This window comes from Pseudomonas tremae, from assembly GCF_023278125.1.
GTDB lineage: Bacteria > Pseudomonadota > Gammaproteobacteria > Pseudomonadales > Pseudomonadaceae > Aquipseudomonas > Aquipseudomonas tremae.
On sequence record NZ_CP066270.1, the window covers coordinates 1,734,176 to 1,761,090 of the forward strand.

Here is a 26,915-nt window from a genome sequence, read left to right on the forward strand (position 1 = left end):
CGCTTTTTGCTGCGTTGACAGGTTGAACCTGCTCTGCTGGATCAGTAGAAAACTGCTCCGTCAATAGCGTAGAGGGGCTTTTCATGTGCTTCTGTAACTAGTTGTCGCATTGAAGAAATATCGACTTCGAGCCTGTCGTTAAAATGCCCCTCGTTCGCCAAAGGTCTGTGAGCCGCCAAAGCGGTGTCACGCGCTTGACGTCGCTCTCCCCGAGATTGTCCTTTCGCACATTGGGCGTTTGCTCACTTTGCCACTTGTCGTGCTTTACCGATGGAGTCCTGGAAATGAAAAAGCTCATGCTTATTGGCGCGATGGCGCTGTCCGTCCTCGCCCAGCCGATCTTCGCTGACGAAAAACCGCTGAAAATCGGTATCGAAGCAGCTTATCCTCCGTTCGCTTCCAAGGCGCCGGATGGCAGCATCGTCGGTTTCGACTACGACATCGGCAACGCGCTGTGCGAAGAAATGAAGGTCAAGTGCACATGGGTCGAGCAGGAATTCGACGGCCTTATCCCGGCACTGAAAGTACGCAAGATCGACGCGATCCTGTCGTCAATGTCCATCACCGACGACCGCAAGAAATCCGTTGATTTCACCGGCAAGTACTACAACTCTCCAGCGCGTCTGGTGATGAAGGAAGGCACCCAGGTCAGCGACAGCCTGGCCGAGCTCAAGGGCAAGAAGATCGGCGTGCAGCGCGGTTCGATCCACGAGCGTTTTGCCCGTGAAGTCCTGGCCCCGGCAGGTGTGATCGTTACCCCATACGGTTCGCAGAACGAAATCTACCTGGACATCGGCGCAGGTCGTCTGGACGGCACCATCGCTGACGCGACGCTGCTGCAGGACGGCTTCCTGAAAACCGATTCCGGCAAGGGCTATGCGTTCACCGGCCCATCTTTCACTGACCCGAAATACTTCGGTGACGGCATCGGCATTGCCGTGCGCAAGGGTGACAAGGCCAACCTCGACCGCCTCAACGCTGCCATCGCCGCGATTCGCGCCAATGGCAAGTACAAGGCAATCCAGGACAAGTACTTCGACTTCGATATCTACGGCAAATAAGTCGTTACACAGTCGATGAGCAAGATGGCGCAGACAGGGTTGCCTGGTTTTGCGCCATTTTCATTCCACGCTTGAGGACCTCACATCATGTTGAAAGGTTACGGAGCTGTCATCCTCGAAGGCGCCTGGCTGACGTTGCAGCTGGCCCTGTCGTCGATGGCTCTGGCGATCGTTCTCGGTCTGATCGGCGTGGCACTGCGTCTTTCTCCGGTGCGCTGGATCGCCTGGCTGGGCGATCTGTACAGCACGGTCATTCGTGGCATTCCCGATCTGGTACTGATCCTGCTGATCTTCTATGGCGGCCAGGACCTGCTCAATCGCGTCGCGCCGCTGCTGGGTTTCGACGACTACATCGATCTCGATCCCTTGCTGGCCGGTATCTGCACGTTGGGGTTCATCTTCGGGGCCTACCTCTCGGAAACCTTCCGCGGGGCGTTCATGGCGATTCCCAAAGGTCAGGCCGAAGCGGGTATGGCGTATGGCCTGAGCAGTGGCAAGGTGTTTTTCCGCATTCTGGTGCCGCAGATGATTCGTCTGGCGATACCCGGTTTCACCAATAACTGGCTGGTGCTGACCAAGGCCACCGCGCTGATCTCCGTGGTCGGTCTGCAAGACATGATGTTCAAGGCCAAGCAGGCGGCCGATGCCACCCGCGAGCCGTTCACCTTCTTTCTGGCGGTTGCAGCGATGTACCTAGTCATTACCAGTGTTTCGCTGCTCGCGCTGCGTTATCTGGAAAAACGCTACTCGGTAGGCGTCAAGGCGGCTGACCTATGATCTTCGACTACAACATGATCTGGGAAAACCTGCCGCTGTACTTTGACGGCCTGCTGACGACCCTCAAACTGCTGGCTATCTCTCTCGGCTTCGGGCTGCTTGCAGCGTTGCCGCTGGGCTTGATGCGCGTCTCGAAAAACCCGTGGGTGAACCTGCCGGCCTGGCTGTACACCTACGTGATTCGTGGCACACCGATGCTGGTTCAGTTGTTCCTGATCTACTACGGGCTGGCCCAGTTCGACGCGGTGCGCGAAAGCTTCCTATGGCCGTGGCTGTCCAGCGCAACGTTCTGCGCATGCCTGGCGTTTGCGATCAACACCAGCGCTTATACCGCCGAGATCATTGCCGGAAGCCTTAAGGCTACGCCAGCCGGCGAGATCGAGGCCGCGCGAGCGATGGGCATGTCCAAGGCCAAAATGTACCGTCGCATTTTGCTGCCGTCAGCCTTGCGCAGGGCCCTGCCGCAGTACAGCAACGAGGTGATCATGATGCTGCAGACCACCAGTCTGGCGTCCATCGTGACCCTGATCGACATCACCGGCGCGGCGCGCACGGTCAACGCGCAGTTCTACCTGCCTTTCGAGGCTTACATCACCGCAGGCGTCTTCTATCTGTGCCTGACATTCATTCTGGTGCGGCTGTTCAAGATTGCCGAGCGCCGCTGGCTGGGCTACCTCGCCCCACGGAAGGTCTGAAATGCAAAGAATCGATCATGTATTGCCGTGGAGCACCCTCGGCACCGAGCGTACGCTCAGCGTCTTCCGCTTCGGTACGGGCGAGCGCAAAGCGTATATTCAGGCCAGCCTGCACGCGGATGAGCTGCCCGGGATGCGCACCGCCTGGGAGCTGAAAAAGCGTCTCACCGAGCTGGAGCGGCAAGGTCTTCTCAAGGGTGTCGTCGAACTGGTGCCGGTCGCCAACCCGCTGGGTCTGGGGCAATTGCTGCAAGGCGCGCACCAAGGCCGTTTCGAGTTCGGCAGCGGCAAGAATTTCAACCGTGACTTCACAGAACTGAGCGATCCGGTCGCCGAGTTGCTGGAAGGCCAGTTGGGCGATGACCCGCGCGCCAACACCCAGTTGATTCGTCAGGCGATGACCACTGCGCTGGAGGGCCTGCCCGCTGCGCAATCCGAGTTGCAGGGCATGCAACGCATCCTGCTCAAGCACGCCTGCATTGCCGATGTAGTGCTCGACCTGCACTGTGACGCCGACGCCGCGCTGCACATGTACGCCTTGCCGCAGCACTGGCCGCAATGGCGTTCACTGTCGGCGCACTTGAATATTCAAGTGGCGCTGCTGGCCGAGGACTCCGGCGGCAGCTCGTTCGATGAAGCCTGTTCGCTGCCGTGGCTGCGCCTTTCGCGTATTTTCCCGCAAGTACAAATCCCGCTGGCGTGTCTGTCCACCACCATTGAGCTGGGCGGTCAGGCCGATACCGGCAAGCCTCAGGCCGAAGCGCATGCTGAAGGCATTCTGGCGTTTCTGGCGGAGCAAGGCTTCATTGGCGGCGACTGGCCGCAGCCCGCCCATGAAGCCTGTGAAGGCATGCCGTTCGAAGGCACCGAACTGCTCTACGCGCCGCACCCTGGCGTGGTGACGTTCCTGCGCGCGGCGGGTGACAGGGTCGAAGTTGGCGACCCGCTCTTTGAAGTCATCGACCCTCTGTCCGATCAGGTCAGTACTCTTTGTGCGAATACTGCCGGGGTGTTGTTCGCCATCGAGCGGCTTCGCTACGCTCAACCCGGTTTCTGGCTGGCCAAAGTGGCGGGGCGTACCGCGCTGCGTCATGGACGTCTGCTCAGTGATTGACCGTTCTGTGGGAACCGAAAGCATGAACAAACTGGAAGTGCAGGATCTGCACAAGCGCTATGGCAGTCACGAAGTGATCAAGGGTATTTCCCTGACCGCCAAGGCTGGCGATGTGACCAGCATCATCGGCTCCAGCGGCTCCGGGAAAAGTACCTTCCTGCGCTGCATCAACCTGCTCGAACAGCCCCATGCCGGCAAGATCCTGCTCAACAACGAAGAGTTGAAGCTGGTGCCGAACAAAGAGGGCGGCCTGAAGGCTGCGGATGCCAGGCAACTGCAGCGCATGCGCTCGCGGCTGTCGATGGTGTTTCAGCATTTCAACCTGTGGTCGCACATGACGGCTTTGCAGAACATCATCGAGGCCCCGGTTCACGTTCTGGGCGTGTCGAAAAAGGAAGCGCTGGAAAAAGCCGAGCATTACCTGGCCAAGGTCGGGGTTTCCCATCGCAAGGATGCATACCCTGGACACATGTCCGGCGGCGAGCAGCAGCGGGTGGCGATCGCTCGTGCATTGGCGATGGAACCCGAAGTCATGCTGTTTGACGAACCGACTTCGGCGCTCGACCCTGAGCTGGTCGGCGATGTGCTCAAGGTCATGCAGGGCCTGGCTCAGGAAGGCCGGACCATGGTGGTGGTCACTCATGAAATGGGCTTTGCCCGTGAAGTCTCCAATCAACTGGTTTTCCTGCACCAGGGCGTCGTACTGGAGCGCGGCAACCCGCGTGAAGTGCTGGCCAATCCGCAGACCGAGCGCCTGCAACAGTTTCTGTCCGGCAGCCTCAAGTGACGATCGGCATCGCCTGGCGGTGCCTTTTTATGGCAGAACAGGTCATGCTGCGCGACGCGCGACGTGACCTGGATGTTCCAGATCGAGCCTTTCTCCACAGGCCCGGCTTTTGCGGCAATACGTATCGGATCTCCCAATGACTGCCCATCGAATCGGTTTCCTCGTCTGGCCTGGCACCAAAGCCCTGACCCTGGCGCTTGCCGAGGAAGCCCTGCGCGTTGCTCAACGCGTACATCCTGAAGTGGTCTACGAATTGTCGTTTCTGCAGGCCGAGGCTGCCGACGCTGCTCCCGTCACTGGTGGGTGGCAGTTGCCGGGTGAGCCGTGGGCCGGGCAGCTGGAAGGTTTGCACAAGCTGTTTCTGCTGGCTGATGAGCCGCCTGCAGCCGTGGCGCCGGCGCTGAGCAGCGCACTCAAGCAACTGGTACGTGCCGGCTGTTCGATCGGCGGGCTGTCGGCAGGGGTTTATCCGCTTGCTCAATTGGGTCTGCTGGACGGCTATCGCGCTGCGGTCCACTGGCGCTGGCAGGATGATTTTGCCGAGCGTTTTCCGAAGGTCATCGCCACCAGCCATCTGTTCGACTGGGACCGCGATCGTCTCACCGCCTGCGGCGGCATGTCGGTGCTCGACTTGCTGCTGGCGGTGCTGTCCCGCGATCATGGCGCCGAACTGGCTGGGGCGGTGTCCGAAGAACTAGTGGTCGAACGCATTCGCGAAGGTGGCGAGCGGCAGCGCATTCCATTGCAGAACCGTCTGGGCTCCAGTCATCCGAAGCTGACCCAGGCGGTGCTGTTGATGGAAGCCAATATCGAAGAGCCGTTGACCACCGATGAAATCGCCCAGCACGTGTGCGTGTCGCGCCGCCAGCTGGAGCGCATCTTCAAGCAATACCTCAATCGCGTGCCCAGCCAGTACTACCTGGAACTGCGCCTGAACAAGGCGCGCCAGATGCTGATGCAGACCAGCAAGTCGATCATTCAGATCGGCCTCTCCTGCGGGTTTTCATCGGGGCCGCACTTCTCCAGTGCCTATCGCAATTTCTTTGGCGCCACGCCGCGTGAAGATCGCAATCAGCGCCGCAGCAGCAGCCCGTTTGAGCTTTCGCCGGTGCCTGCCGAGCGCGGCTGATCCTGTTGTCGCAGCAGAAGTGCTGTACCGACAGCTCAGGTCCAGACACTCATGCTCAATCTGTTTAAACTGCGTCTTTGTGACGCAATATGTCGCATTGCCGAAAACCTTGAAAAAACCCGGTTTTGCGCTGTAACAAGTTGTCGCCTGGCGGCAAGGCCGAACAGAATTCAGTCCTTACAATCTTCCCATCGCTCGCCAGTTTCAGGCAGGCGTTCCTCATCAGGAGACTCCGATGTCCGTTGAGCATGCTGCGGTGCAACGCGCCGATTTCGACCAGGTAATGGTCCCCAACTACGCCCCGGCCGGGTTCATTCCTGTGCGCGGTGCGGGCTCCCGGGTCTGGGATCAGGCGGGACGCGAACTGGTGGATTTCTCGGGCGGGATCGCCGTCAACGTATTGGGCCACTGCCATCCGGCGCTGGTCGGTGCCTTGACCGAGCAGGCCAATAACCTCTGGCATGTGTCCAATGTGTTCACCAACGAGCCGACGCTGCGTCTGGCCAAAAAGCTGGTGGATGCGACCTTCGCCGAGCGCGTGTTCTTTTGCAACTCGGGTGCCGAAGCCAACGAAGCAGCCTTCAAGCTGGCGCGCCGCGTGGCGCATGATCTGCACGGCCCTGACAAGTACGAAATCATCGCGGCGGTGAACAGTTTTCATGGCCGCACCCTGTTCACTGTGAGCGTGGGCGGACAGCCAAAGTACTCCGACGGTTTCGGGCCGAAGATCACCGGCATCAGCCATGTGCCTTACAACGATCTCGAAGCCTTGAAAGCAGCCGTGACTGACAAGACCTGCGCTGTAGTGCTGGAGCCGATTCAGGGCGAAGGCGGCGTTTTGCCGGGTCAGCTGGAATACCTGCAAGGCGCGCGCAAACTGTGTGACGAGCACAACGCACTGCTGGTCTTCGACGAAGTGCAAAGCGGCATGGGCCGGAGCGGTCATCTGTTCGCCTACATGCATTACGGCGTGACCCCGGACATCCTTTCCAGCGCCAAAAGCATCGGCGGCGGCTTCCCGTTGGCAGCCATGCTGACCACTGAAAAGCTGGCGAAGCACTTTGCGGTAGGCGTTCACGGCACCACCTATGGCGGCAACCCGCTGGCGTGCGCTGTAGGCGAAGCGGTAATCGACGTCATCAACACACCTGAAGTGCTGGCTGGCGTGAAGCGCAAGCATCAGCAATTCAAGACCCGTCTGGAAAGCATCGGCCAACAGTACGGCGTGTTCACCGAGGTGCGTGGTCTGGGCCTGTTGATCGGTTGTGTGCTGTCTGATGCCTGGAAAGGCAAGGCCAAGGACATCTTCAATGCGGCCGAGGCCCAAGACCTGATGATCCTGCAAGCTGGTCCCGACGTGATTCGTTTCGCCCCGAGCCTGGTGATTGAAGACGCAGACATCGAAGAGGGCCTGAACCGCTTCGAACGCGCCATTGCCAAGCTGACGTCCTGATTCTACTGCTGTCTTCCGGTGCTTGCCCGACGGGCTGGCACCGGACATTTTCCTGCGCTGTGCAGCATCACGCTGCATGGCGCATTTATCAGCGCCGGTCGCAGACACCGGTCGATCTACAAGGAGTGGCACCATGCTGGTAATGCGCCCTGCGCAAATGGCTGATCTGGCCGAGGTCCAACGCCTCGCTGCCGACAGCCCTATCGGTGTCACGTCCTTGCCCGACGATGCTGGCCGTCTGACCGACAAGATAGGCTCGTCGGAGGCATCGTTTGCCGCCGAAGTCAGCTTCAATGGCGAGGAAACCTACTTCTTCGTGCTGGAAGACAGCGAGAGCGGCAAGCTCGTCGGCTGTTCCGGTATCGTCGCCTCGGCAGGCTATTCCGAACCGTTCTACAGCTTTCGCAACGAAACCTTCGTGCATGCTTCGCGCGAACTGAAGATCCATAACAAGATTCACGTCCTGTCGCAGTGCCACGACCTGACCGGCAACAGCCTGCTGACCAGCTTCTATGTCGTCCCCGAATTGGTGGGCACCTCTTGGTCGGAGCTCAACTCGCGTGGCCGTCTGCTGTTTGTCGCCAGTCATCCCGAGCGCTTTGCCGATTCAGTGGTCACCGAAATCGTCGGTTACAGCGATGAACAGGGCGACTCTCCGTTCTGGGATGCGATCGGGCGCAACTTTTTCGACCTCAATTACGCCGCTGCCGAACGTCTGTGCGGGCTGAAAAGCCGGACCTTCCTCGCCGAGCTGATGCCGCATTACCCAATCTACGTGCCCTTGCTGCCCGATGCTGCGCAGGAAGCGATGGGGCAGGTCCATCCGCGGGCACAGATCACCTTCGACATACTGATGCGCGAAGGCTTTGAAACCGATCATTACATCGACATCTTCGACGGTGGCCCCACGCTGCATGCCAAGGTATCCGGCATCCGTTCCATCGCGCAGAGCCGTCTGGTGCCGGTCAAGGTCGAGGCCGGGCCAGGCAGCGACGTCGGTAAGGGCGGTCGTCTGTACCTGGTTGCCAATGGCCTGTTGCAGGATTACCGCGCGGTATTGCTGGAACTGGACTGGGCGCCTGGCCGACCTGTGGTGCTGAGCCTGCAGGCCGCCGACGCGCTGGGTGTCGGTGAAGGTGCCAGTGTGCGGATCGTGGCGGTCTGAGCCAGACGTTCGATTGTTGATTAGTGAGTTTCAAGGCTCTCGATGAGCCGCTGAGGAGAAAACATGATCGTTCGTCCCGTACGCAGCAGCGACTTGCCCGCGCTGATCGAGCTGGCGCGCAGCACCGGCGCCGGTCTGACGACCCTGCCTGCCAATGAGCAGCGTCTGGCCCATCGGGTCGGCTGGGCTGAAAAGACCTTTCGCGGAGAAGCCGAGCGCGGTGACGCGGACTACCTGTTCGTGCTCGAAGACGACGACGGCCGTGTGGTCGGAATTTCCGCCATCGCCGGTGCGGTCGGGCTGCGCGAGCCCTGGTACAACTACCGGGTCGGGCTGACGGTCAGTGCGTCGCAGGAACTGAACATTTACCGGGAAATTCCGACGCTGTTTCTGGCCAATGACCTGACGGGCAATTCCGAGTTGTGTTCGCTGTTTCTGCACAGGGATTCGCGCAACGGCCTCAACGGTCGCCTGTTGTCGAAAGCGCGCATGCTGTTCATTGCCGAATTCCCGAAGTTGTTCGGCAACAAGATCATTGCCGAAATGCGCGGCATGTCCGACGAAAATGGCCGCTCGCCATTCTGGGAAAGTCTGGGACGGCATTTTTTCAAGATGGAATTCAGTCAGGCTGACTACCTGACCGGTGTGGGCAACAAGGCGTTCATCGCCGAGCTGATGCCCAAGTTTCCACTGTACAGCTGCTTTCTTTCCGAAGACGCACGCAGCGTGATCGGCCGTGTACACGCGGACACCGAGCCGGCGCTGGCCATGCTCAAGGGCGAGGGCTTCTCGTATCAGGGCTATGTTGACATCTTCGATGCAGGCCCGGCCATCGAATGCGAAACCGGCAAGATTCGCGCGGTGAGGGACAGCCAGGCACTGGTGCTGGCCATCGGCACACCGGGCGACGACGCGCCGCAGTTTCTGATCTACAACCGCAAGCGTGAAGACTGCCGCATCACTGTAGCGGCTGCGCGTTTTGCTGCCGGCACACTGGTGGTCGATCCGAAAACCGCCAGGCAGCTGCGCATGAGCGCCGGGGACAATGTGCGTGCGGTGCCGTTGTCTGCGACGCGGGAGGGCCTTTGATGAGTACGTTGTATATCGCAGGTAACTGGCAGGACGGGCAGGGCGAGCTGTTCACTTCGTTGAACCCGGTTACCCAGCAAGCGCTGTGGTCCGGGCACGGCGCGACAGCAGAGCAGGTCGGGCAGGCCACTTGTGCCGCCCGGCAGGCGTTTCCCGACTGGGCGCTTCGCTCGCTGGACCAGCGTATTGTCGTGCTGGAAGCCTTTGCTGACAGCCTTCGGCAGCACGCTGATGAGCTGGCGCAGTGCATTGGTGAGGAAACCGGCAAGCCGCTGTGGGAATCCGCAACCGAAGTGACCAGCATGATCAACAAGGTCAATATTTCAGTGCAGGCCTATCGCGAAAGAACCGGCGAAAAAAGTGGCCCGCTCGGCGACGCCACGGCGGTCTTGCGCCACAAACCACATGGTGTGGTTGCAGTATTCGGGCCTTACAACTTTCCCGGTCACTTGCCGAACGGCCATATCGTGCCGGCTCTGCTGGCCGGCAACACGGTGTTGTTCAAACCCAGCGAACTGACGCCGAAAGTCGCCGAACTGACAGTCAAGTGCTGGATCGACGCCGGGCTGCCTGCCGGTGTGCTGAACCTGCTGCAGGGTGGGCGTGAAACCGGCATTGCGCTGGCGGCCAACCCAGGTATCGACGGCCTGTTTTTCACTGGATCGAGTCGTACCGGTAATACTCTGCACCAGCAGTTTGCCGGGCGTCCCGACAAGATTCTCGCACTGGAAATGGGCGGTAACAATCCATTGGTGGTCGATCAGGTCCAGGATATCGAAGCGGCGGTGTACACCGTCATTCAGTCGGCATTCATTTCTGCAGGTCAGCGTTGTACCTGTGCGCGTCGTTTGCTGGTGCCCGAGGGCGACTGGGGCGACGCCTTTCTGGCTCGCCTGGTGGCGGTCAGTGCGACGCTTGAAGTCGGACCGTTCGATCAGCAGCCGGCGCCGTTCATGGGCTCGGTGATTTCCCTGGAGGCCGCGCGCGCGTTGATGGACGCGCAACGCCAATTGCTTGCCAGCGGTGCAGTGACCTTGCTGGAGATGCGCCAGCCGCAGCCCGCCGCTGCGCTGCTGACGCCGGGCATTATCGATGTCAGTGCTGTGTTGAACAGGCCCGACGAAGAACTGTTCGGCCCGCTTCTGCAGGTTATCCGCTATGCCGGGTTTGACGCAGCCATCGCCGAAGCCAATGCCACTCGGTACGGTCTTGCAGCCGGCTTGCTGTCTGATTCGCAAGCGCGCTATCAGCAGTTCTGGCTGCAGAGCCGTGCCGGTATCGTCAACTGGAACAGGCAACTGACCGGGGCTGCCAGCAGCGCGCCATTCGGTGGCATAGGTGCTTCGGGCAACCACCGGGCCAGCGCTTATTACGCTGCCGATTATTGCGCGTATCCGGTCGCCTCGCTGGAAGCCGCCAGCCTCACCTTGCCCGCGACATTGACCCCCGGTATCAGGCTGAACTGACTGTGTGCGCCACGAATGCTTATGAAAACAGATCCACGGAGCCTTGCCGATGAAGTCCTGTGAAGTGAATTTTGACGGTCTGGTCGGGCCAACCCACAACTACGGCGGGTTGTCCTACGGTAACGTTGCGTCCCAGAGTAACAGCCAGCAATGCGCGAACCCGCGTGAGGCGGCGCTGCAGGGTCTGGCGAAAATGAAGGCGCTGATGGACCTGGGCTTTACCCAGGGTGTACTCGCGCCTCAGGAACGACCAGACGTTGCCGGTCTGCGTCAGTTGGGTTTTACCGGCAGCGATGCCCAGGTGATCGAAAAGGCTGCCCGCCAGGACATGCCATTGCTGGTCGCCAGTTGCTCGGCGTCGAGCATGTGGGTGGCTAACGCTGCTACGGTCAGCCCCAGTGCCGACACGGCCGATGGCCGGGTGCATTTCACCGCTGCCAACCTCAACTGCAAGTATCACCGCAGCATTGAGCATCCGACCACCAGCCGAGTGCTGGGTGCAATGTTTGCCGATGCAAGCCATTTTGCCCACCATCCTGCGCTGCCGCCAGTGGCACAGTTCGGCGATGAAGGTGCGGCCAATCACACCCGTTTTTGCGCGGGCTACGGCGAAGCCGGGGTGGAATTTTTTGTGTTTGGCCGCAGCGCCTTCGATACACGTTACCCGGCGCCGCAGAAGTACCCGGCTCGCCAGACCCTTGAAGCGTCACGAGCCGTCGCTCGTTTGCACGGTTTGCGCGAAGAGGGCGTTGTCTATGGGCAACAGAACCCCGCGGTCATCGATCAGGGCGTGTTTCACAACGATGTGATCGCAGTCGGCAATGGCGACGTGCTGTTCTATCACGAGGACGCCTTCCTCCATACCGGGCAGATACTCGGTGAGCTGCGTGACAAGCTCGGTCGGGCAGGCGGGCAATTGCGGGCTATCTGCGTGCCGCAGGCCGAGGTGTCTGTTCAGGATGCAGTGCGCTCATACCTGTTCAACAGTCAGCTGTTGTCACGCGACGATGGCTCGATGTTGCTGATTGTGCCGCAGGAATGCCAGGCCAATGCCAATGTCTGGGACTACCTGCAACGGCTGGTGGCCGACCAAAGCCCGGTGGCCGAGGTCAAGGTGTTCGACCTCAAGCAAAGCATGCAGAACGGTGGTGGGCCGGCGTGCCTGCGCTTGCGCGTGGCGCTTAACGAAACCGAGCTGGCGGCGGTGAACCCAGGCGTGATCCTGACCGCTCCGCTGTATCAGACGCTAACCCAATGGGTCGACAGGCATTACCGTGACCGCATGAGCGAAAACGACCTGGCCGACCCGCGATTGCTCACTGAATGCCGGACGGCATTGGATGAACTGACGCAAATCCTTAAACTGGGTGCCGTTTATCCGTTTCAACTGAATTGAAACATCTTGCGTGTCGGGCAACGTCCCGATGCACGATTTCCTTTATAGAGAGCATTTCCATATGAGCGACGCCCTGCAACTGATCCTTGAAGACACCGATGGCACCCAGCTGGAAACCTCCTGCACCCGCGTTGCCGTAATCTGGCAGGGCAAGGAACTGTGGATTCAGCAAGACGGCCGTGGCCAGTTGCTGATCGGCGTTGACGTTGAAGAAGGCGATGCCGAATACGCCAATCTGCTGTTGCGCCCGCTGGCCACCAACCTGGTCAGCCTGCAACTGGAGATGGAACCAGCCGACATCGGCGCCGAAGAAGACGGTCACGTCCACGGTCCTGACTGCAACCACTGAGGAAGCACACCATGATCGCCCTCGGCAAACTGCTTGAACTGACCCTGGCCGGGCGTGAGCCGGCGGAGAAGACTCAACTGACCGTCGAAGGCGTGCGCATGCGATGGCTGAGCGAAGGCGCCCTGGAGGTCCGTCCGCCAGAGGCGCGTGACAATGGCACCGACCTGCTGCTGTCAGCCGGCATTCATGGTAACGAGACTGCCCCCATCGAGCTGCTGGACGAACTGATCCGCAGCATCGCACGCGGCGACCTGAAACCGCGTGCACGCATTCTGTTTCTGTTCGGCAACCCGGATGCCATGCGTCGGGGTACGCGGTTTGTCGAGCAGGACGTGAACCGGCTGTTCAACGGTCGTCACGAACAAAGCGGCGGCGCGGAAGCCCTGCGCGCTTGCGAGCTGGAGCGGCTGGCCGCCAGCTTCTTCAGCCTGCCAGACCGTTATCGGCTGCATTACGACCTGCACACCGCCATTCGTGGCTCGAAGATCGAGCAGTTCGCGCTGTACCCGTGGAAAGAAGGCCGCCAGCACTCCCGCCGCGAACTGGCCCGGCTGCGCGCAGCAGGGATGAGTGCGGTGCTGTTGCAGAACAAGCCGTCCGTCGTGTTCAGCGCCTATACCTACGATCAACTGGGTGCCGAGGCCTTCACGCTGGAACTGGGCAAGGCCCGGCCCTTCGGCCACAACCAGCAGGTTAACCTGGCGCCGCTGCGTTTGCGTCTGGAGCAGATCATCGAAGGCACCGAGCCGGAAGCCGATGAGAACCTGGAAGGCTTGCAACTGTTCAGCGTCGCCCGGGAAGTCATCAAGCGCAGTGACGCGTTCACGTTCAACCTGGCGGATGACGTGGAGAACTTCACCGAACTTGAAAAAGGCTACGTGTTGGCCGAGGACGTGAGTGATTCACGCTGGGTGGTGGAAGAAGAGGGCGCAAGAATCATCTTCCCCAACCCGAAAGTCAAAAACGGCCTGCGGGCGGGGATTCTGATTGTGCTTGCCAGTGCTGACGCGCTTGGCTGACTGAACGCTTCGCGCTTGCCAGCGATTATAGTAGGAGCGGACTTGTCCGCGAACTGCCGGGAACCGGCAGCAAAACCAGGCACCTCGGTGTATCAGGCCCAGCCGAGGTGCCCCGGTTCTCCGCGCATCTGCAGGTAGATACTTCAGCAGGCCGCTTTTTGCTGGGTGTCCAGGCGGCGCAGGCTGCGGACCTTGTTCAGAGTATCCGCGCAGGTCTTGGCTGCTTCTTCGCCTTTATGTACGAAGTGATCGAAGAAGAACTTCAGATGCTCTTCACCTGCATGGAAGTGGTGCGGCGTCAGGACCACGGAGAAAACCGGTACTTCGGTTTCCAGCTGGACCTGCATCAGTGCGCTGACCACTGACTGCGCGACGAATTCGTGACGATAGATACCACCGTCCACCACCAGTGCCGCGCCGACGATGCCAGCGTAACGGCCGCTATTGGCCAGCAACTTGGCGTGCAACGGGATTTCAAAGGCGCCACCGACTTCAAAGATGTCGATGTCACTTTCGGCGTAACCCTGGTTAGCCATTTCGGCGATAAAACCTTTACGGCTCTGGTCGACGATATCCTTGTGCCAGCAGGCCTGAATGAAAGCGACGCGTTCGTTTGAATGGCTCTTGCTTTTGCTGTCGATTGCGGTTGGTTGCACGTGTTCTGACTCCTGTTTATAGAAAAAACAGGGCATTTGGATCGAAAGGGATTCAAGTCACGTAGGAAAGCCTCCTGAACGATGTCGTTCATGGAGAGGTTTTGCAGACGTCATTGTAGACACCAATCCCGCTCTCTCTTCATCCGGACTATGACCGTCGGCCCCGGAATCACACCGGGTCTGCTGACCTTGTTGATCGCCGGCCAAAGCCGCGACCCCCAAGCGCTCGCGGGCTAGACGCATTGCGCGTCATTACCGCCGGTGGGGAGTTGCGCCCCGCCCTGAGAACGTTGCCGTCACTTTACGTGGCCGGCGCAGGATTTTTATCACAGATCGTTCGATCATGCATGGACACTTTCGTACGGTAATCCTGCCTTTTTCTTATAAGGACGCGGAGTATCGAGAGTCGCAGCGCTTGATTATCATGTGCCTCAGCCTCAGTAATGCCTTGTTGCAAGCCAAGCGTTGCATGCATTATCGATTTTCGAATTTCAGGGAGCTTTTTTGTGACTGTCATCGATTTGCGCAGCGACACAGTGACTCTGCCCACGCCGGGCATGCTCGACGCCATGATCAAGGCGCCTGTGGGCGATGATGTCTACGGTGAAGACCCCACGGTCAATCTGCTCGAGGAGACGCTCGCTGAACGCCTGGGGTTCGATGCTGGCTTGTTCGTGCCGTCCGGCACCATGAGTAATTTGCTGGCACTGATGGCGCACTGTGAGCGCGGCGACGAATACATCGTCGGTCAGCAGGCCCATACTTACAAATACGAGGCCGGTGGTGCGGCAGTGCTGGGTTCAATTCAGCCGCAGCCACTGGAAGTGCAGGCTGACGGTTCGCTGAACCTGCAGCATGTACTCGATACCATCAAACCGGATGATTTTCACTTTGCCCGCACGCGTTTGCTGGCACTTGAAAACACCATGCAGGGCAAAGTCCTGCCGCTGGAGTATCTGGCTGCAGCGCGCGCGTTGACCTTGGAAAAAGGCCTGGCGCTGCACCTGGACGGCGCCCGTCTTTACAACGCAGTGGTGAGGCTGGGCGTCGATGCTCAAGAGATTACCCGGCATTTCGACTCCGTTTCGGTGTGCCTGTCCAAAGGCCTTGGTGCGCCGGTCGGCTCCGTACTGTGCGGCTCGCAGCCACTGATCGCCAAGGCGCGCCGCCTGCGCAAAATGGTTGGCGGCGGTATGCGCCAGGCTGGCGGCCTTGCCGCTGCCGGGCTGTACGCTCTGGATCATCAGGTCGAGCGGCTGGCTGACGATCATGCAAATGCAGCGCTTCTCGCCGAAGGGTTGAGCGGGCTGGGCTACAGTGTCGACCCTGTTCAGACCAATATGGTCTATGTGCAGATCGATGATCATGCCGCCTCACTCAAGGCGTTCTGCGCCGAACGCGGTATCGTGCTTACCGCTACGCCGCGGTTGCGTATGGTCACCCACCTGAATATTTCGCGTGCGCAGGTGGCGCAGGTCGTCGATGCATTCGCTGCGTTCAACCGCCCATGACATGCCGGGCGTCAAGTTACTTGTTTCTATCGCACAAACACACTGTACCGAGAGCGCAACGCCTATATAATGCGGCCCTTTGCCGTCGCAACGTCCTTTGACGTTATGTACTTGCCTCTGGCCGCAGTCTCCGTGGAAGAACCTATGAAAAGCGCAGAAATCCGTGAAGCCTTCCTTGGCTTCTTCGAAGAGCAAGGCCACACCCGTGTCGCTTCAAGCTCCTTGATTCCGGGCAATGACCCAACCCTGCTGTTCACCAACGCAGGCATGAACCAGTTCAAGGATTGTTTCCTGGGCCAGGAAAAGCGCGCCTACACCCGGGCCGTGACCAGTCAGAAATGCGTGCGTGCCGGTGGCAAGCACAACGACCTGGAGAACGTCGGCTACACCGCCCGTCACCATACTTTTTTCGAAATGCTGGGTAACTTCAGCTTCGGTGATTATTTCAAACGCGATGCCATCACCTACGCCTGGACCTTTCTGACGTCCGAAAAGTGGCTGAACCTGCCCAAGGAAAAGCTCTGGGTTACCGTCTACGCGACCGATGACGAAGCCTACGATATCTGGACCAAAGAGATCGGCGTGCCTGCCGAGCGCATGGTTCGCATTGGCGACAACAAGGGCGCGCCGTACGCCTCCGACAACTTCTGGACCATGGGTGATACCGGCCCGTGCGGTCCTTGCAGCGAAATTTTCTTCGATCACGGTCCGGAAATCTGGGGCGGTCCTCCAGGCTCGCCGGAAGAAGACGGCGACCGTTACATCGAAATCTGGAACAACGTTTTCATGCAGTTCAACCGCACGGCTGATGGCGTGCTGCATCCGCTGCCCGCGCCGTCGGTGGACACAGGCATGGGCCTTGAGCGTGTCAGTGCCGTTCTGCAGCACGTGCATTCCAACTACGAAATCGATTTGTTCCAGAGCCTGCTGGCTGCGTCGGCCAAGGCCATCGGCTGCAGCAACGAAAACCAGGCTTCCCTGAAAGTGGTGGCGGATCATATCCGCTCCTGCGGTTTTCTGATCGCCGACGGTGTGCTGCCGTCCAACGAAGGCCGTGGCTACGTGCTGCGCCGTATCATTCGTCGCGCCTGCCGTCACGGCAACAAACTGGGTGCCAAAGGCAGCTTCTTCTATCAGATCGTCGCCGCGCTGGTTGCCGAGATGGGCTCTGCCTTCCCTGAACTGGTGCAACAGCAGTCGCACATCGAGCGCGTTCTGAAAGGCGAAGAAGAACAGTTCGCCAAGACTCTGGAGCAAGGCTTGAAGATCCTCGAGCAGGACCTCGCCGAGCTGAAAGGGACCGTGGTTCCTGGCGAAGTCGTGTTCAAGCTGTACGACACGTATGGCTTCCCGATGGACCTGACCGGCGACATCGCCCGCGAGCGTAACCTGACCCTGGATGAAGAAGGCTTCGAGCGCGAAATGGACGCCCAGCGCGTGCGCGCCCGTTCTGCCAGTTCTTTCGGCATGGACTACAACAGCCTGGTCAAGGTCGACGTAGCCACGCAGTTCACCGGCTACTCGGCAACCACTGGCAGCGCCACTGTCGTCGCCCTCTATAAAGAAGGCCTGTCGGTCACGCACCTGAACGAAGGCGAAGAGGGCATGGTGATTCTCGACTCCACGCCGTTCTACGCCGAATCGGGCGGCCAGATCGGCGACAGCGGCTTCCTGCTGGCCGGTGATGCACGCTTCGACGTCAGTGATACCACCAAAACCGGCGGTGCGTTTCTGCACCACGGTGTTGTGGCGTCCGGCAGTCTGAATGTTGGCGCTCAGGTGGAAACACAGGTGGCTGATGAGGTTCGCGATGCAACCGCATTGAACCATTCGGCCACTCACTTGCTGCACGCTGCATTGCGCCAGGTACTGGGCGATCACGTTCAACAGAAAGGCTCGCTTGTCGACAGTCAGCGCCTGCGCTTTGACTTCAGCCACTTTGAAGCGATCAAGCCCGATCAGTTGCGAGCGCTGGAAGATATCGTCAACGCCGAAATTCGCAAGAACACGCCGGTAATGACAGAAGAAACCGACATCGAAACCGCCAAAAAGAAAGGTGCGATGGCACTGTTTGGTGAAAAGTATGGCGACAGCGTTCGGGTACTGAGCATGGGCGGCGAGTTTTCCGTCGAGCTGTGTGGCGGCATCCATGCCAAGCGTACAGGTGACATTTCGCTGTTCAAGATCGTCAGTGAAGGCGGCGTTGCTGCCGGCGTGCGCCGTATCGAAGCGGTGACCGGTGCTGCAGCCCTGGCTTGGCTGAACTCGGCCGAAGATCAACTCAAGGAAGCCGCGACGCTTGTCAAAGGCAATCGCGACAACCTGCTGGATAAGCTGACGGCGGTGCTTGAACGTAATCGCCTGCTGGAAAAGCAACTGGAACAACTGCAGGCCAAGGCAGCCAGCGCAGCCGGCGACGACCTGTCGTCTGCCGCGCAGGATGTCAAAGGGGTCAAGGTTCTGGCCACGCGCCTGGATGGTCAGGATGGCAAGGCGCTGTTGGCGCTTGTCGACCAGTTGAAAAACAAGCTCGGCCGCGCAGTGATCCTGCTCGGCAGTGTTTATGAAGACAAGGTTGTCTTGGTCGCAGGCGTGACCAAGGACCTGACTGGCCAACTCAAAGCCGGTGATTTGATGAAACAGGCGGCCGCCGCCGTCGGTGGTAAAGGTGGTGGTCGTCCTGATATGGCTCAAGGTGGTGGTGTCGATGCGAGCGCGCTGGATGCAGCACTGGCCCTGACCGTTCCTTTTGTAGAGCAGGGAATCTGAGTCGAATCCGCGGGCCTGCCGGATGACGACAGGCCCTGCATGATTCGAATGTCAATGGATGCTCTTAACGGGTTTTGAGGCGGCTTTGAGATGGCTTTAATCGTACAAAAATTTGGAGGCACCTCTGTTGGCTCTGTCGAGCGCATCGAGCAGGTGGCCGACAAGGTCAAGAAATTCCGCGAGGCGGGTGACGATCTGGTGATCGTACTGTCGGCCATGAGCGGCGAAACCAATCGCCTGATAGAGCTGGCCAGGCAGATCAGCGAACAGCCGGTTCCTCGTGAACTGGACGTGATCGTCTCTACGGGCGAACAAGTCACCATCGCCTTGCTGGCGATGGCGCTCATCAAGCGTGGCGTGCCAGCGGTGTCCTACACCGGTAATCAGGTGCGTATTCTCACCGACAGCGCGCACAACAAGGCGCGCATTCTGCAAATCGATGACCAGAAGATCCGCTCCGACCTCAAGGCAGGTCGTGTGGTAGTGGTCGCCGGTTTCCAGGGCGTCGATGAGAACGGCAACATCACAACCCTGGGGCGTGGCGGTTCTGACACCACCGGTGTGGCCCTGGCGGCGGCGCTGAAAGCCGACGAGTGCCAGATCTACACCGATGTCGATGGTGTCTACACCACTGACCCGCGTGTGGTGTCGCAGGCTCAGCGTCTGGACAAGATCACGTTCGAAGAGATGCTGGAAATGGCCAGCCTCGGCTCCAAGGTGCTGCAGATCCGTGCGGTCGAGTTCGCCGGTAAATACAACGTCCCGCTGCGCGTTCTGCACAGCTTCAAGGAGGGGCCGGGCACCCTCATTACCATTGATGAAGAGGAATCCATGGAACAGCCGATCATTTCCGGCATCGCGTTCAATCGCGATGAAGCCAAGCTGACCATCCGTGGCGTGCCAGACACCCCCGGCGTGGCGTTCAAGATTCTCGGCCCGATCAGCGCGGCAAATATCGAAGTCGACATGATCGTGCAGAATGTCTCGCACGATAACACCACCGATTTCACCTTCACGATCCACCGCAACGATTATCAGGCGGCACTGCAGGTGCTTGAAGCGACCGCGCGCGAAATCAGCGCACGTGAGGTTTCCGGCGATACCAAGATTGCCAAGGTGTCTATTGTCGGTGTCGGCATGCGCTCGCACGCAGGTGTCGCGAGTCGCATGTTTGAAGCTCTGGCCAAAGAGAGCATCAACATTCAGATGATCTCCACGTCCGAAATCAAGGTTTCTGTGGTTATCGAAGAAAAGTATCTGGAGTTGGCTGTGCGCGCGTTGCACACGGCATTCGAGCTGGATGCTCCTCGGCAGGGTGACTGATGCTGCCGCCGAAGGGTGCGGTCTGATCGCGTCTTTCGGATACTGCGCAGATAGGCTGATGTTTTCTCTGCGCAAGTCGATACACAGATAATGGTTATGGCATTTTGCTACTGGCCATTGCCTATTGGTTTTGCAGACTGTTGTCCCTGAATAAAGGCGTAAGGAGAAAAGTATGCTGATTCTGACTCGTCGGTGCGCGGAAAGCCTGATCATCGGTGACGGTGAAATCACCGTTACCGTACTCGGTGTAAAGGGTAATCAGGTGCGAATTGGTGTCAATGCGCCCAAGGAAGTCGCTGTTCACCGTGAAGAGATTTACCTTCGCATCAAGAAAGAGAAGGATGAAGAACCAAGCCATTAATTTTTATTGAATTTTTGGTTTGCAAACGGGGAAAAGGGTGGTTATTATACGCCCCGTGTTGCGGAGAGCTGGCCGAGTGGCCGAAGGCGCTCCCCTGCTAAGGGAGTACACCTCAAAAGGGTGTCGGGGGTTCGAATCCCCCGTTCTCCGCCATTATTTGTGTAGTGCGTCAGATTGGGCTTGATCGGTAAGTTGTTGAATTTACTAGAGAAAGTGATTGACAAAACAATCTGACGACCTATAATGCGCGGCACCAACACATGCACTCGTAGCTCAGCTGGATAGAGTACTCGGCTACGAACCGAGCGGTCACAGGTTCGAATCCTGTCGAGTGCACCATTTAAAGTTGTTTGAATCACTGTAAGCAATTACAAGGTTTCCGATAGCTGGCTTCAACCAGGGGTGATCTGGTCTAAAAACACCAATGCACTCGTAGCTCAGCTGGATAGAGTACTCGGCTACGAACCGAGCGGTCACAGGTTCGAATCCTGTCGAGTGCACCATACAACGAAAAGCCCGTATCGAAAGATGCGGGCTTTTTGCTTTCTATCGCTTTCCTTTAACGCAGCCGTGTTCGTCGAACGTCACCTTGTTGGTGCGGCCTTTCTTCTGTTTGTATTCGTAATGCAACTCGCCATTGCGGTTGGTGACGTTGTCCGGGCGCCCCAGCAGGCTCTCGACATCGCGCTTGGTCATGCCAGGCGGCGTGCGTTGATTGATGATAGCTGCTCTGCGTTGTTCGGCGTTCAGGCGATTGCCGCAGCCGTCGTCACGTGTGCCCACCACTACCAATTCCCTGGTTGTCGATTGACCGCCCGCGAGCGCTCGATCGTCTTTGGGTGGCAGTAATCCGATGATGGTCCCGGGCGGGGCGTTGAAGGCTCTCTGTGTGCGGGTACTTTGGCCTGACGCACAGCCCAGGGTGGTAAATGTAATCTTTCCGGTTGCATCCTCGCAGCGTTGAACGCTATTGGCGGTTGCATGGCCGGGCAAGCAGAGCAGAACGCTCCACAGGGATAAATGAATGACGGCACGCATAACCAGGTCCTCCATGACTGAGTGTCGCAAGAGCCTAGCGGCGGCCTTTTGCCGGGGCCAGCGGGATTTATTGCCAGGATGTGACGTCGGGTGCCCGGCGGTTCAAGCAAGCTTGCAGCTTTGTGTTGCAAACGATTGTTATAAGCTGAATTTCTCGCGTGCGCTTCGCTAAAAGCGGTGTATCATTGCGCCCGTCAGCCCCGCCGGGGCTTGTGGAATACCTCCATGGACTTACCCAGTCGTAACTCAATAGTGTTTTTTGACAATCATGAATTAACTGATTGATCTCCCGGCGTGCTCTGCTGCTGGGAGTGGAGCTCGCCTATGACCGAAAGAGAAGTAAAAAAAACGCAGGAAAGCTTGCAGGATCGCCTGGCTCAGGTTGTGGATCTGCTGCAGCGCCAGCGTATTGTTGAAGACCTGACTCACCGTCAGGAAGGTCAGCATCAGGATCGCGTAGAGCACCTGGTTCACCGGCAGAACCTTGTCGAGCTGCAGCGCAAGCTCGAAGATCTCCACTCTGCCGATGTCGCTTATATCCTCGAAGCCTTGCCTCTGGAAGATCGCCTGACCGTCTGGCAACTGGTCAAGGCCGATCGCGACGGCGACATTCTTCTCGAAGTATCCGATTCCGTTCGTGAAACCCTGATCGCCGACATGGACGATCATGAGTTACTCGCGGCGGCACGGGACATGGACGCCGACGAATTGGCTGACCTTGCTCCCGAATTGCCCCGTGACGTTGTTCACGAGCTGATGGAAGCGCTGGACTCACAGCAGCGTGAGCGCGTGCGCTCTGCATTGTCCTACGACGAGGATCAGGTCGGCGCACTGATGGACTTCGAGATGGTGACGATCCGTGAGGATGTCAGCCTTGAAGTCGTGTTGCGCTACCTGCGAAGGCTCAAGGAGCTGCCGGGTCACACCGACAAATTGTTCGTAGTTGATTCAGAAGGTGTGCTCAAGGGTGTTTTGCCCATCAAGCGCTTGCTGGTCAATGACCCGGAAAAACAGGTTGGCGAAGTCATGGCCAACGATCCGGTCAGCTTCCATCCTGAGGATGACGCCTATGATGCTGCGCAAGCATTCGAGCGTTACGACCTTATTTCCACGCCTGTTGTGGACAAGAATGGCCGACTGATCGGCCGACTGACCATCGATGAAATGGTCGACCTGATTCGTGAGGAAAGCGAAAGCGAAGTCCTCAACATGGCGGGTCTGCGCGAAGAAGAGGATATCTTCGCTTCGGTATGGCGCTCGCTGCGTAACCGTTGGGCCTGGCTGGCAGTCAATCTGGTGACGGCATTTCTGGCGTCGCGGGTCATCGGCCTGTTCGAAGGGTCTATCGAAAAGCTGGTCGCGCTTGCTGCCCTGATGCCGATCGTTGCTGGTATAGGTGGTAATTCGGGTAATCAGACCATCACCATGATTGTTCGCGCGATGGCTCTGGATCAAGTCAACACGGGGAACACGGCTCGGCTGCTGCGTAAAGAGCTGGCTGTCGGCCTGATCAACGGCTTGCTTTGGGGGGGCGTGATAGGCGTTGTCGCCTACATGCTGTATGGCAGTTGGTCACTCGGCGTTGTCATGACGGCGGCTATGACGCTCAATCTGCTGCTGGCTGCGCTGATGGGGGTTTCGATCCCTATGGCTCTGGCGCGTCTCGGGCGGGACCCTGCGATGGGGGCGAGCGTCATGATTACGGCGATGACCGACAGTGGCGGTTTCTTCATCTTTCTTGGGCTGGCTACGATCTTTTTGCTCTAAGCCGTCTTTCTTAAAAGCGTTAAACAAAAAAACCGCCATAAACAGGCGGTTTTTTATTACCCGGCGCATTGCCCTACGGCGGTATTTGTTAATACAGCCGGTATTAACGACGAAAAGGACTACAACAAAAAAGGCCAGCTTTCGCTGGCCTTTTAACGTTTACGCTGAATCTCAAGACTCTTCGGAAGCAAGTTCCGTGTCGTGGGCAATCAGCGAAACAAGGGCGTTCTGTTGACGATGTGACAGCTGGCGAAAACGCTGCAGCAATTCGCGCTCGTGCAAGGACAGCTCAGGACTGTCAAGGCGCAGGCTTGGCTCGTCGCCAAGAGCACCTTCCTGAATCAGGCTTTGTTCGAGGCGAGCAATGATCTCCGAGTTCATGCTGCGGTGATGATTCTTGGCTACCTCTTGCACGCGATTACGCATGCCGTCTGGTAGGCGAACGACGAACTTGTCAGCCGTGCGGCTGGAATAAGTAGCCTGTTTCATAGGGCTCATATATTTAACCGGTTAGTTCAGGGGGAGCGGTTCTAGCAAGTGGCCGCAAGATTGTCATTCTCAGACAGTCGTTTTGGACAAATGTTCAACCGCGAATCCAAGGGCCGACATCATGCCGCAATACGTCGAATCCTTGGCGTCAATTCTGTGACAAATATTGACTCAGGTAGAGGCGTTTAGCCAGTACTAATTGTCGGAAATGCGAACGAATCTGCAAAGTCAGCGCATTGGCCGTCAGACAATTCAGACAGCATCTGAATGCTAAGTGCCATCACGCTCGTCTGATTCTCAGCTTAGGCGCGAATTCAAAACACAAGGAGGCTAACCGACCGAGGGTCTGGTAAGGCTTAAAGCAGGGGTTTGGACGGTTTGGGCGTGAAGATACAGGGTCGGGGGAGGTTATCCGGCGTGGGGAGGTGCTACATGATCAGCGCAGAACGGGGTCAAACTTGAAGCGGCGGCCGACGAACAGCGCAACCACGAACAGACTGGCAAACACTCCGGCACAAATGTTGGCTGCAATGCTCATGGCTTGGGCCTGGACAGGCAGCAACAGATCAACGACCACAGCCATGAGCGCAAGGACCAGAAACGACAGTGCAGATTTTGACATGGCTACTTTCTCAAAAATGGGGGCGTGAAACCGGTTTGCACATACACAATCAGAAGACCCAACGCTGATCGGCGTGCGGCATCTGTAGCGCTTCATCGCCATCGTTTGCCAGCACCACAGCGCTTGAACTGTGGTCGGTCATGATCGCCAACTGAGGCGCCTGGCTGATTTGATGATGAACACGGACCGGTGCAGTTACCTGCTCGCTTTGAGCGCCAGAATCCTGGAAATGAAACGCTACCAGAGCCACCAGAGCTGCCGCATTCAACACTGAGAGAGTCTTGTTCATTGTCCAGTACCTGTGCCCGACCGTTTGGGATGAGATGTGTTCACTGATATTGATAATGCAGTCTGCATGCCAAGCTGAAATAGATAAAAAGTCTATATAAATCAATAATTTATTAAATATAAAAAAGTCTGATCCAGTGCGTTTTGCAATGATGGCTTTTTGGGGTGTTGCAAAATGCACGATGGGTTTATTCGGCCCGCTTCCGAGGTGACATCGGCTACAGCCCTGAAGGGCAATGACGACATGACAAATGCCGTGCATGCCGCTAAGATGCACGCCGTCCTCGCTGGCACCGATCGGTGTGCTGGCATGCAGTGTCTCAGTAGCTCAATTGGATAGAGCATCCCCCTCCTAAGGGGAAGGTTGCAGGTTCGAACCCCGCCTGGGACACCATATTTATCGAAGCTTTACAGGCTTTTCTACTGCTCATACTGAAACCTTATGGTGTTGCATCGTATGTGCATGGAAGATGGAAAGCTTTCGGTGGCCCGCCGTTGCTTGATGTGAGTACGAAGCTTAACGCGATGATTGATTCCCTACCAAAAGCCGAATTTTTTTATCGGCTTTGACGTCTCTTACGTGTGTTTATTCTTCAATATGCCGAATTGGTTTCGGCTTCCTTTGCTCGATACTTCCCCTTGTAATGTTATCAATTTGATAGCGTATCAAACGCTCAATCAGCCACGATCAGATGGTGCCAGACTGTTTTTTCTTGCAAACCAAAGGACGTGTCAGATGAAGCTGATTTTTGCAATGTTGTTGATGTTCAGCGCGTATACATTTGCCAGTTGCAGCAGCATCAGTGATCATGACGAGCGTGCCTATTTTGAAGCCAAACAGGGTGGCGGTAGTTGTACCACTATCAATGATCATGATTTACGCGCTCAATGTGAGTCGATGAAACAGTGGTATTGGTTTTGCTGATTAAGCTTCCTTACTGACCGATAGTTTTCGGTCACAGGGATAGCCATTTTTTTGCCTGGCCTAGTCTCGATGGTTGAGGCCGATGGAGGCGCGGCAGTTCCGGGATTGGATACTTCCCTGTCTGTAAGGCCAGCACGCTCGATCTTTCATGCTGGGTGATTGCCGCACGATGGTCAGTTTTACTTTCTTTGAGGCCTCCTTTCTCAGGGAAAGGTCGGAGCCAACTCGAAGTGCAACGACGTTGTCGGCGCCTTCAGGAATGAAGTTCTGATCATTGAAGACGGTTTGATGAGCTGTATTGGCGGGTAAGCGTGTTTCCGATGATGCTCGAAGCCATGATGAATCAGGGCCTTGCCTCGCAGGCATGTCACTTGCGCGCGCCAGTGCCTCGATTTTTCCGGTTGGGCTTATCGTCTGTTTATACGCTGAGTCCAGGCCGGGGGCTCGGCTTACCCACTGTAGCGCACCTATCGTGGCTACGCTTCCAATCACCAGGCAGGTGACCGTGTAGAAAACGCTGTGTTTGTGACGTCTTCGCATTACTTGTTTAGGAGCATCGCTACTGTCAGCTTTCATCCATTCTCCGGCTCGTCCTTGAAGGGCTAAAATCGTCCCTCTCTTACGGGTTCAGCCCGCACAAGGCGGGCTAAGGGGGCGTATTTCTCGTCCGGATTAAATCATATCGGAGCGATGCAAGGCGATCACTTTGAGATATCAGAAACAGTGGGCTGCCCTCAATATATTGCGCTGCCAGATGATTCAAACTAACCCAGCGCTCCGCATATATGACAGTCGGTTGGGTTAAAAACATTCAATAGCCGGACGTATTCCTGACGCTGGTCTGAATTGATCAGCCAGCCGCCGTGAAAATTTCCTGTTTTTTGTGAGGCCCAATGTTGCCCGAATAGGGAGTGGAGATCAGCCCTTGACTGAATGCTACATCGGTAACCAACTGCCGGTTGAACAAGCTGTTGCGAGCGTCTGCCACGTAGGTCTGCAGCGCTACCCATTTTGCTTCTTCAATCTCGTCGGTGTCCTGTATGTTGATACGTTGCGTCATGGCTGTCATTCGGCAAATAAAGTGAATGTTGGATTTGCCAAACTGGTAGGGGTGTTTGGTAGTGAACGCCACAATAGAATCGCACTTCGATTCAATCCCTGTCTCTTCGAGTACCTCGCGCTCGATCGAATCCTGAATTCGCTCGGCTGGGTCTACATGGCCTCCCGGTAGTTTGAAACCAGTAGTACCTCGTTCCCTTATGACAAGAAGTTCTCCCGCGTCGTTTATGACGATGGCCCCGGCCCCTACTGTATGGGTGGGTATGAATGGCACAAAGGCTTGCTCGAAGTGGCGGCGTACCAAGGTCAACTGATCGCTCAGACAGCTATGGAAGGAGAAACCGGCGGCGGTGAAGACCGGAATGGCTTGAGCATCGCTGATCGGCAGGGTAATCCAGGCCAGGGCAAGACGCTCCTGCTGGATGAGGACGACTAACGCGTCGACGGCGCTACGCAACGCTTGCAGGTCGACCGGCAGCGAGGCGGCGGCAATAATGATGCCGTTGAATTTATCCCGTTTGAACTCCACGTCACACCTTTGAATTGTCGATTTGTCGAGATTGTAGTGGGGGAGGGGCCGCTCCAAGAATGGCAGCCATACCTTGAC

General features: G+C 57.7%; 25 protein-coding genes, 4 tRNA genes and 1 riboswitch. Of the genes, 23 read left to right on the plus strand and 6 right to left on the minus strand.

Translation table 11 applies throughout. The features are described from left to right. The first annotated feature begins 284 nt into the window (after positions 1-284). The 13 genes from I9H09_RS08045 to astE all read left to right on the plus strand — a co-directional run bounded on the left by I9H09_RS08045 (position 285) and on the right by astE (position 13,500). A complete protein-coding gene (locus I9H09_RS08045) occupies positions 285-1,061 on the plus strand; it encodes an ABC transporter substrate-binding protein (RefSeq protein WP_053480535.1) in 777 nt (258 codons plus the stop codon). A gap of 87 nt (positions 1,062-1,148) precedes the next feature. Continuing rightward, positions 1,149-1,838 carry an ABC transporter permease gene (locus I9H09_RS08050; RefSeq protein ID WP_005889878.1) on the plus strand — a complete coding sequence of 230 codons (690 nt, stop codon included), beginning with the start codon at positions 1,149-1,151 and terminating at the stop codon, positions 1,836-1,838. Then, the gene (locus I9H09_RS08055) at positions 1,835-2,533 is read left to right on the plus strand and encodes an ABC transporter permease (protein ID WP_005889880.1); all 699 of its coding nucleotides are present in this window, start codon (positions 1,835-1,837) and stop codon (positions 2,531-2,533) included. Before I9H09_RS08050 ends, I9H09_RS08055 begins: the two co-directional genes overlap by 4 nt. 1 nt (position 2,534) lies before the next feature. Further along, a complete protein-coding gene (locus I9H09_RS08060; RefSeq protein WP_122311623.1) occupies positions 2,535-3,647 on the plus strand; it encodes a succinylglutamate desuccinylase/aspartoacylase family protein in 1,113 nt (370 codons plus the stop codon). Between the two features lie 22 nt (positions 3,648-3,669). Further along, on the plus strand, positions 3,670-4,434 hold the full coding sequence (locus I9H09_RS08065) for an ABC transporter ATP-binding protein (RefSeq protein WP_122346665.1): 765 nt from the start codon (positions 3,670-3,672) through the stop codon (positions 4,432-4,434). Positions 4,435-4,570: 136 nt separating this feature from the next. Beyond that, positions 4,571-5,563 (plus strand): transcriptional regulator ArgR, encoded by a 993-nt coding sequence (gene argR / locus I9H09_RS08070; protein WP_005889885.1) that lies wholly within the window; start codon positions 4,571-4,573, stop codon positions 5,561-5,563. A gap of 235 nt (positions 5,564-5,798) precedes the next feature. Further along, positions 5,799-7,016 (plus strand): aspartate aminotransferase family protein, encoded by a 1,218-nt coding sequence (locus I9H09_RS08075; RefSeq protein WP_024670847.1) that lies wholly within the window; start codon positions 5,799-5,801, stop codon positions 7,014-7,016. 133 nt (positions 7,017-7,149) lie between these two features. Beyond that, positions 7,150-8,181: an arginine/ornithine succinyltransferase subunit alpha gene (aruF, locus tag I9H09_RS08080; protein WP_005889888.1), complete on the plus strand. Its 1,032-nt coding sequence runs from the start codon at positions 7,150-7,152 to the stop codon at positions 8,179-8,181. A gap of 63 nt (positions 8,182-8,244) precedes the next feature. After that, positions 8,245-9,270 (plus strand): arginine N-succinyltransferase, encoded by a 1,026-nt coding sequence (astA, locus tag I9H09_RS08085; RefSeq protein WP_122346657.1) that lies wholly within the window; start codon positions 8,245-8,247, stop codon positions 9,268-9,270. Continuing rightward, on the plus strand, positions 9,267-10,736 hold the full coding sequence (gene astD, locus I9H09_RS08090) for a succinylglutamate-semialdehyde dehydrogenase (protein ID WP_183142400.1): 1,470 nt from the start codon (positions 9,267-9,269) through the stop codon (positions 10,734-10,736). Before astA ends, astD begins: the two co-directional genes overlap by 4 nt. Before the next feature lie 49 nt (positions 10,737-10,785). Beyond that, entirely contained in the window at positions 10,786-12,132 is a 1,347-nt protein-coding gene (astB, locus tag I9H09_RS08095; protein ID WP_236502258.1) for an N-succinylarginine dihydrolase, read from the plus strand. Positions 12,133-12,193: 61 nt separating this feature from the next. Further along, a complete protein-coding gene (locus I9H09_RS08100; RefSeq protein WP_005889899.1) occupies positions 12,194-12,481 on the plus strand; it encodes a hypothetical protein in 288 nt (95 codons plus the stop codon). A gap of 11 nt (positions 12,482-12,492) precedes the next feature. Next, entirely contained in the window at positions 12,493-13,500 is a 1,008-nt protein-coding gene (gene astE / locus I9H09_RS08105) for a succinylglutamate desuccinylase (RefSeq protein WP_122346660.1), read from the plus strand. 143 nt (positions 13,501-13,643) lie between these two features. On the opposite strand, the gene I9H09_RS08110 is transcribed toward astE, so the two are convergent. Further along, positions 13,644-14,156, minus strand: coding sequence for a 6,7-dimethyl-8-ribityllumazine synthase (locus I9H09_RS08110; RefSeq protein ID WP_005889906.1), 513 nt, complete (start codon positions 14,154-14,156; stop codon positions 13,644-13,646). Between the two features lie 126 nt (positions 14,157-14,282). Beyond that, positions 14,283-14,449: riboswitch (FMN riboswitch) on the minus strand. A 213-nt stretch (positions 14,450-14,662) separates the two neighbouring features. Between I9H09_RS08110 and ltaE the strand changes: the two genes are divergently transcribed. The 7 genes from ltaE to I9H09_RS08145 all read left to right on the plus strand — a co-directional run bounded on the left by ltaE (position 14,663) and on the right by I9H09_RS08145 (position 20,623). Beyond that, entirely contained in the window at positions 14,663-15,667 is a 1,005-nt protein-coding gene (gene ltaE, locus I9H09_RS08115) for a low-specificity L-threonine aldolase (RefSeq protein ID WP_236502257.1), read from the plus strand. 144 nt (positions 15,668-15,811) lie between these two features. After that, positions 15,812-18,436 (plus strand): alanine--tRNA ligase, encoded by a 2,625-nt coding sequence (alaS, locus tag I9H09_RS08120; RefSeq protein ID WP_122346661.1) that lies wholly within the window; start codon positions 15,812-15,814, stop codon positions 18,434-18,436. A gap of 90 nt (positions 18,437-18,526) precedes the next feature. Next, complete coding sequence (locus I9H09_RS08125; protein WP_005889913.1) at positions 18,527-19,759, plus strand: aspartate kinase; 1,233 nt, start codon at positions 18,527-18,529, stop codon at positions 19,757-19,759. Between the two features lie 172 nt (positions 19,760-19,931). After that, positions 19,932-20,120 carry a carbon storage regulator CsrA gene (gene csrA, locus I9H09_RS08130; protein WP_002554426.1) on the plus strand — a complete coding sequence of 63 codons (189 nt, stop codon included), beginning with the start codon at positions 19,932-19,934 and terminating at the stop codon, positions 20,118-20,120. A 62-nt stretch (positions 20,121-20,182) separates the two neighbouring features. Then, positions 20,183-20,273 (plus strand) — tRNA-Ser (locus I9H09_RS08135). A 109-nt stretch (positions 20,274-20,382) separates the two neighbouring features. Continuing rightward, a tRNA-Arg gene (locus I9H09_RS08140) sits at positions 20,383-20,459 on the plus strand. Positions 20,460-20,546: 87 nt separating this feature from the next. Further along, positions 20,547-20,623: transfer RNA gene (locus I9H09_RS08145), tRNA-Arg, on the plus strand. A 43-nt stretch (positions 20,624-20,666) separates the two neighbouring features. Here the strand turns inward: I9H09_RS08145 and bamE are convergent. Continuing rightward, entirely contained in the window at positions 20,667-21,158 is a 492-nt protein-coding gene (gene bamE, locus I9H09_RS08150) for an outer membrane protein assembly factor BamE domain-containing protein (RefSeq protein WP_122346662.1), read from the minus strand. Between the two features lie 324 nt (positions 21,159-21,482). Between bamE and mgtE the strand changes: the two genes are divergently transcribed. Next, positions 21,483-22,925, plus strand: a complete 1,443-nt coding sequence (mgtE, locus tag I9H09_RS08155; RefSeq protein WP_024670853.1) for a magnesium transporter — start codon at positions 21,483-21,485, stop codon at positions 22,923-22,925. Positions 22,926-23,096: 171 nt separating this feature from the next. Here the strand turns inward: mgtE and I9H09_RS08160 are convergent, their stop codons facing one another. The 3 genes from I9H09_RS08160 to I9H09_RS08170 all read right to left on the minus strand — a co-directional run bounded on the left by I9H09_RS08160 (position 23,097) and on the right by I9H09_RS08170 (position 24,325). Further along, entirely contained in the window at positions 23,097-23,423 is a 327-nt protein-coding gene (locus I9H09_RS08160; protein WP_002554423.1) for an Arc family DNA-binding protein, read from the minus strand. A gap of 427 nt (positions 23,424-23,850) precedes the next feature. Continuing rightward, a complete protein-coding gene (locus I9H09_RS08165; protein ID WP_024689781.1) occupies positions 23,851-24,036 on the minus strand; it encodes a PA3371 family protein in 186 nt (61 codons plus the stop codon). Positions 24,037-24,085: 49 nt separating this feature from the next. Further along, positions 24,086-24,325, minus strand: a complete 240-nt coding sequence (locus tag I9H09_RS08170; RefSeq protein ID WP_183142401.1) for a hypothetical protein — start codon at positions 24,323-24,325, stop codon at positions 24,086-24,088. Between the two features lie 316 nt (positions 24,326-24,641). Here I9H09_RS08170 and I9H09_RS08175 point away from each other — a divergent pair. Beyond that, positions 24,642-24,718 (plus strand) — tRNA-Arg (locus I9H09_RS08175). Positions 24,719-25,060: 342 nt separating this feature from the next. After that, the gene (locus I9H09_RS08180) at positions 25,061-25,249 is read left to right on the plus strand and encodes a hypothetical protein (protein WP_005889922.1); all 189 of its coding nucleotides are present in this window, start codon (positions 25,061-25,063) and stop codon (positions 25,247-25,249) included. An 850-nt stretch (positions 25,250-26,099) separates the two neighbouring features. On the opposite strand, the gene I9H09_RS08185 is transcribed toward I9H09_RS08180, so the two are convergent. Further along, positions 26,100-26,837 carry an NUDIX hydrolase gene (locus tag I9H09_RS08185; protein WP_005889923.1) on the minus strand — a complete coding sequence of 246 codons (738 nt, stop codon included), beginning with the start codon at positions 26,835-26,837 and terminating at the stop codon, positions 26,100-26,102. Positions 26,838-26,915 lie beyond the last annotated feature (78 nt).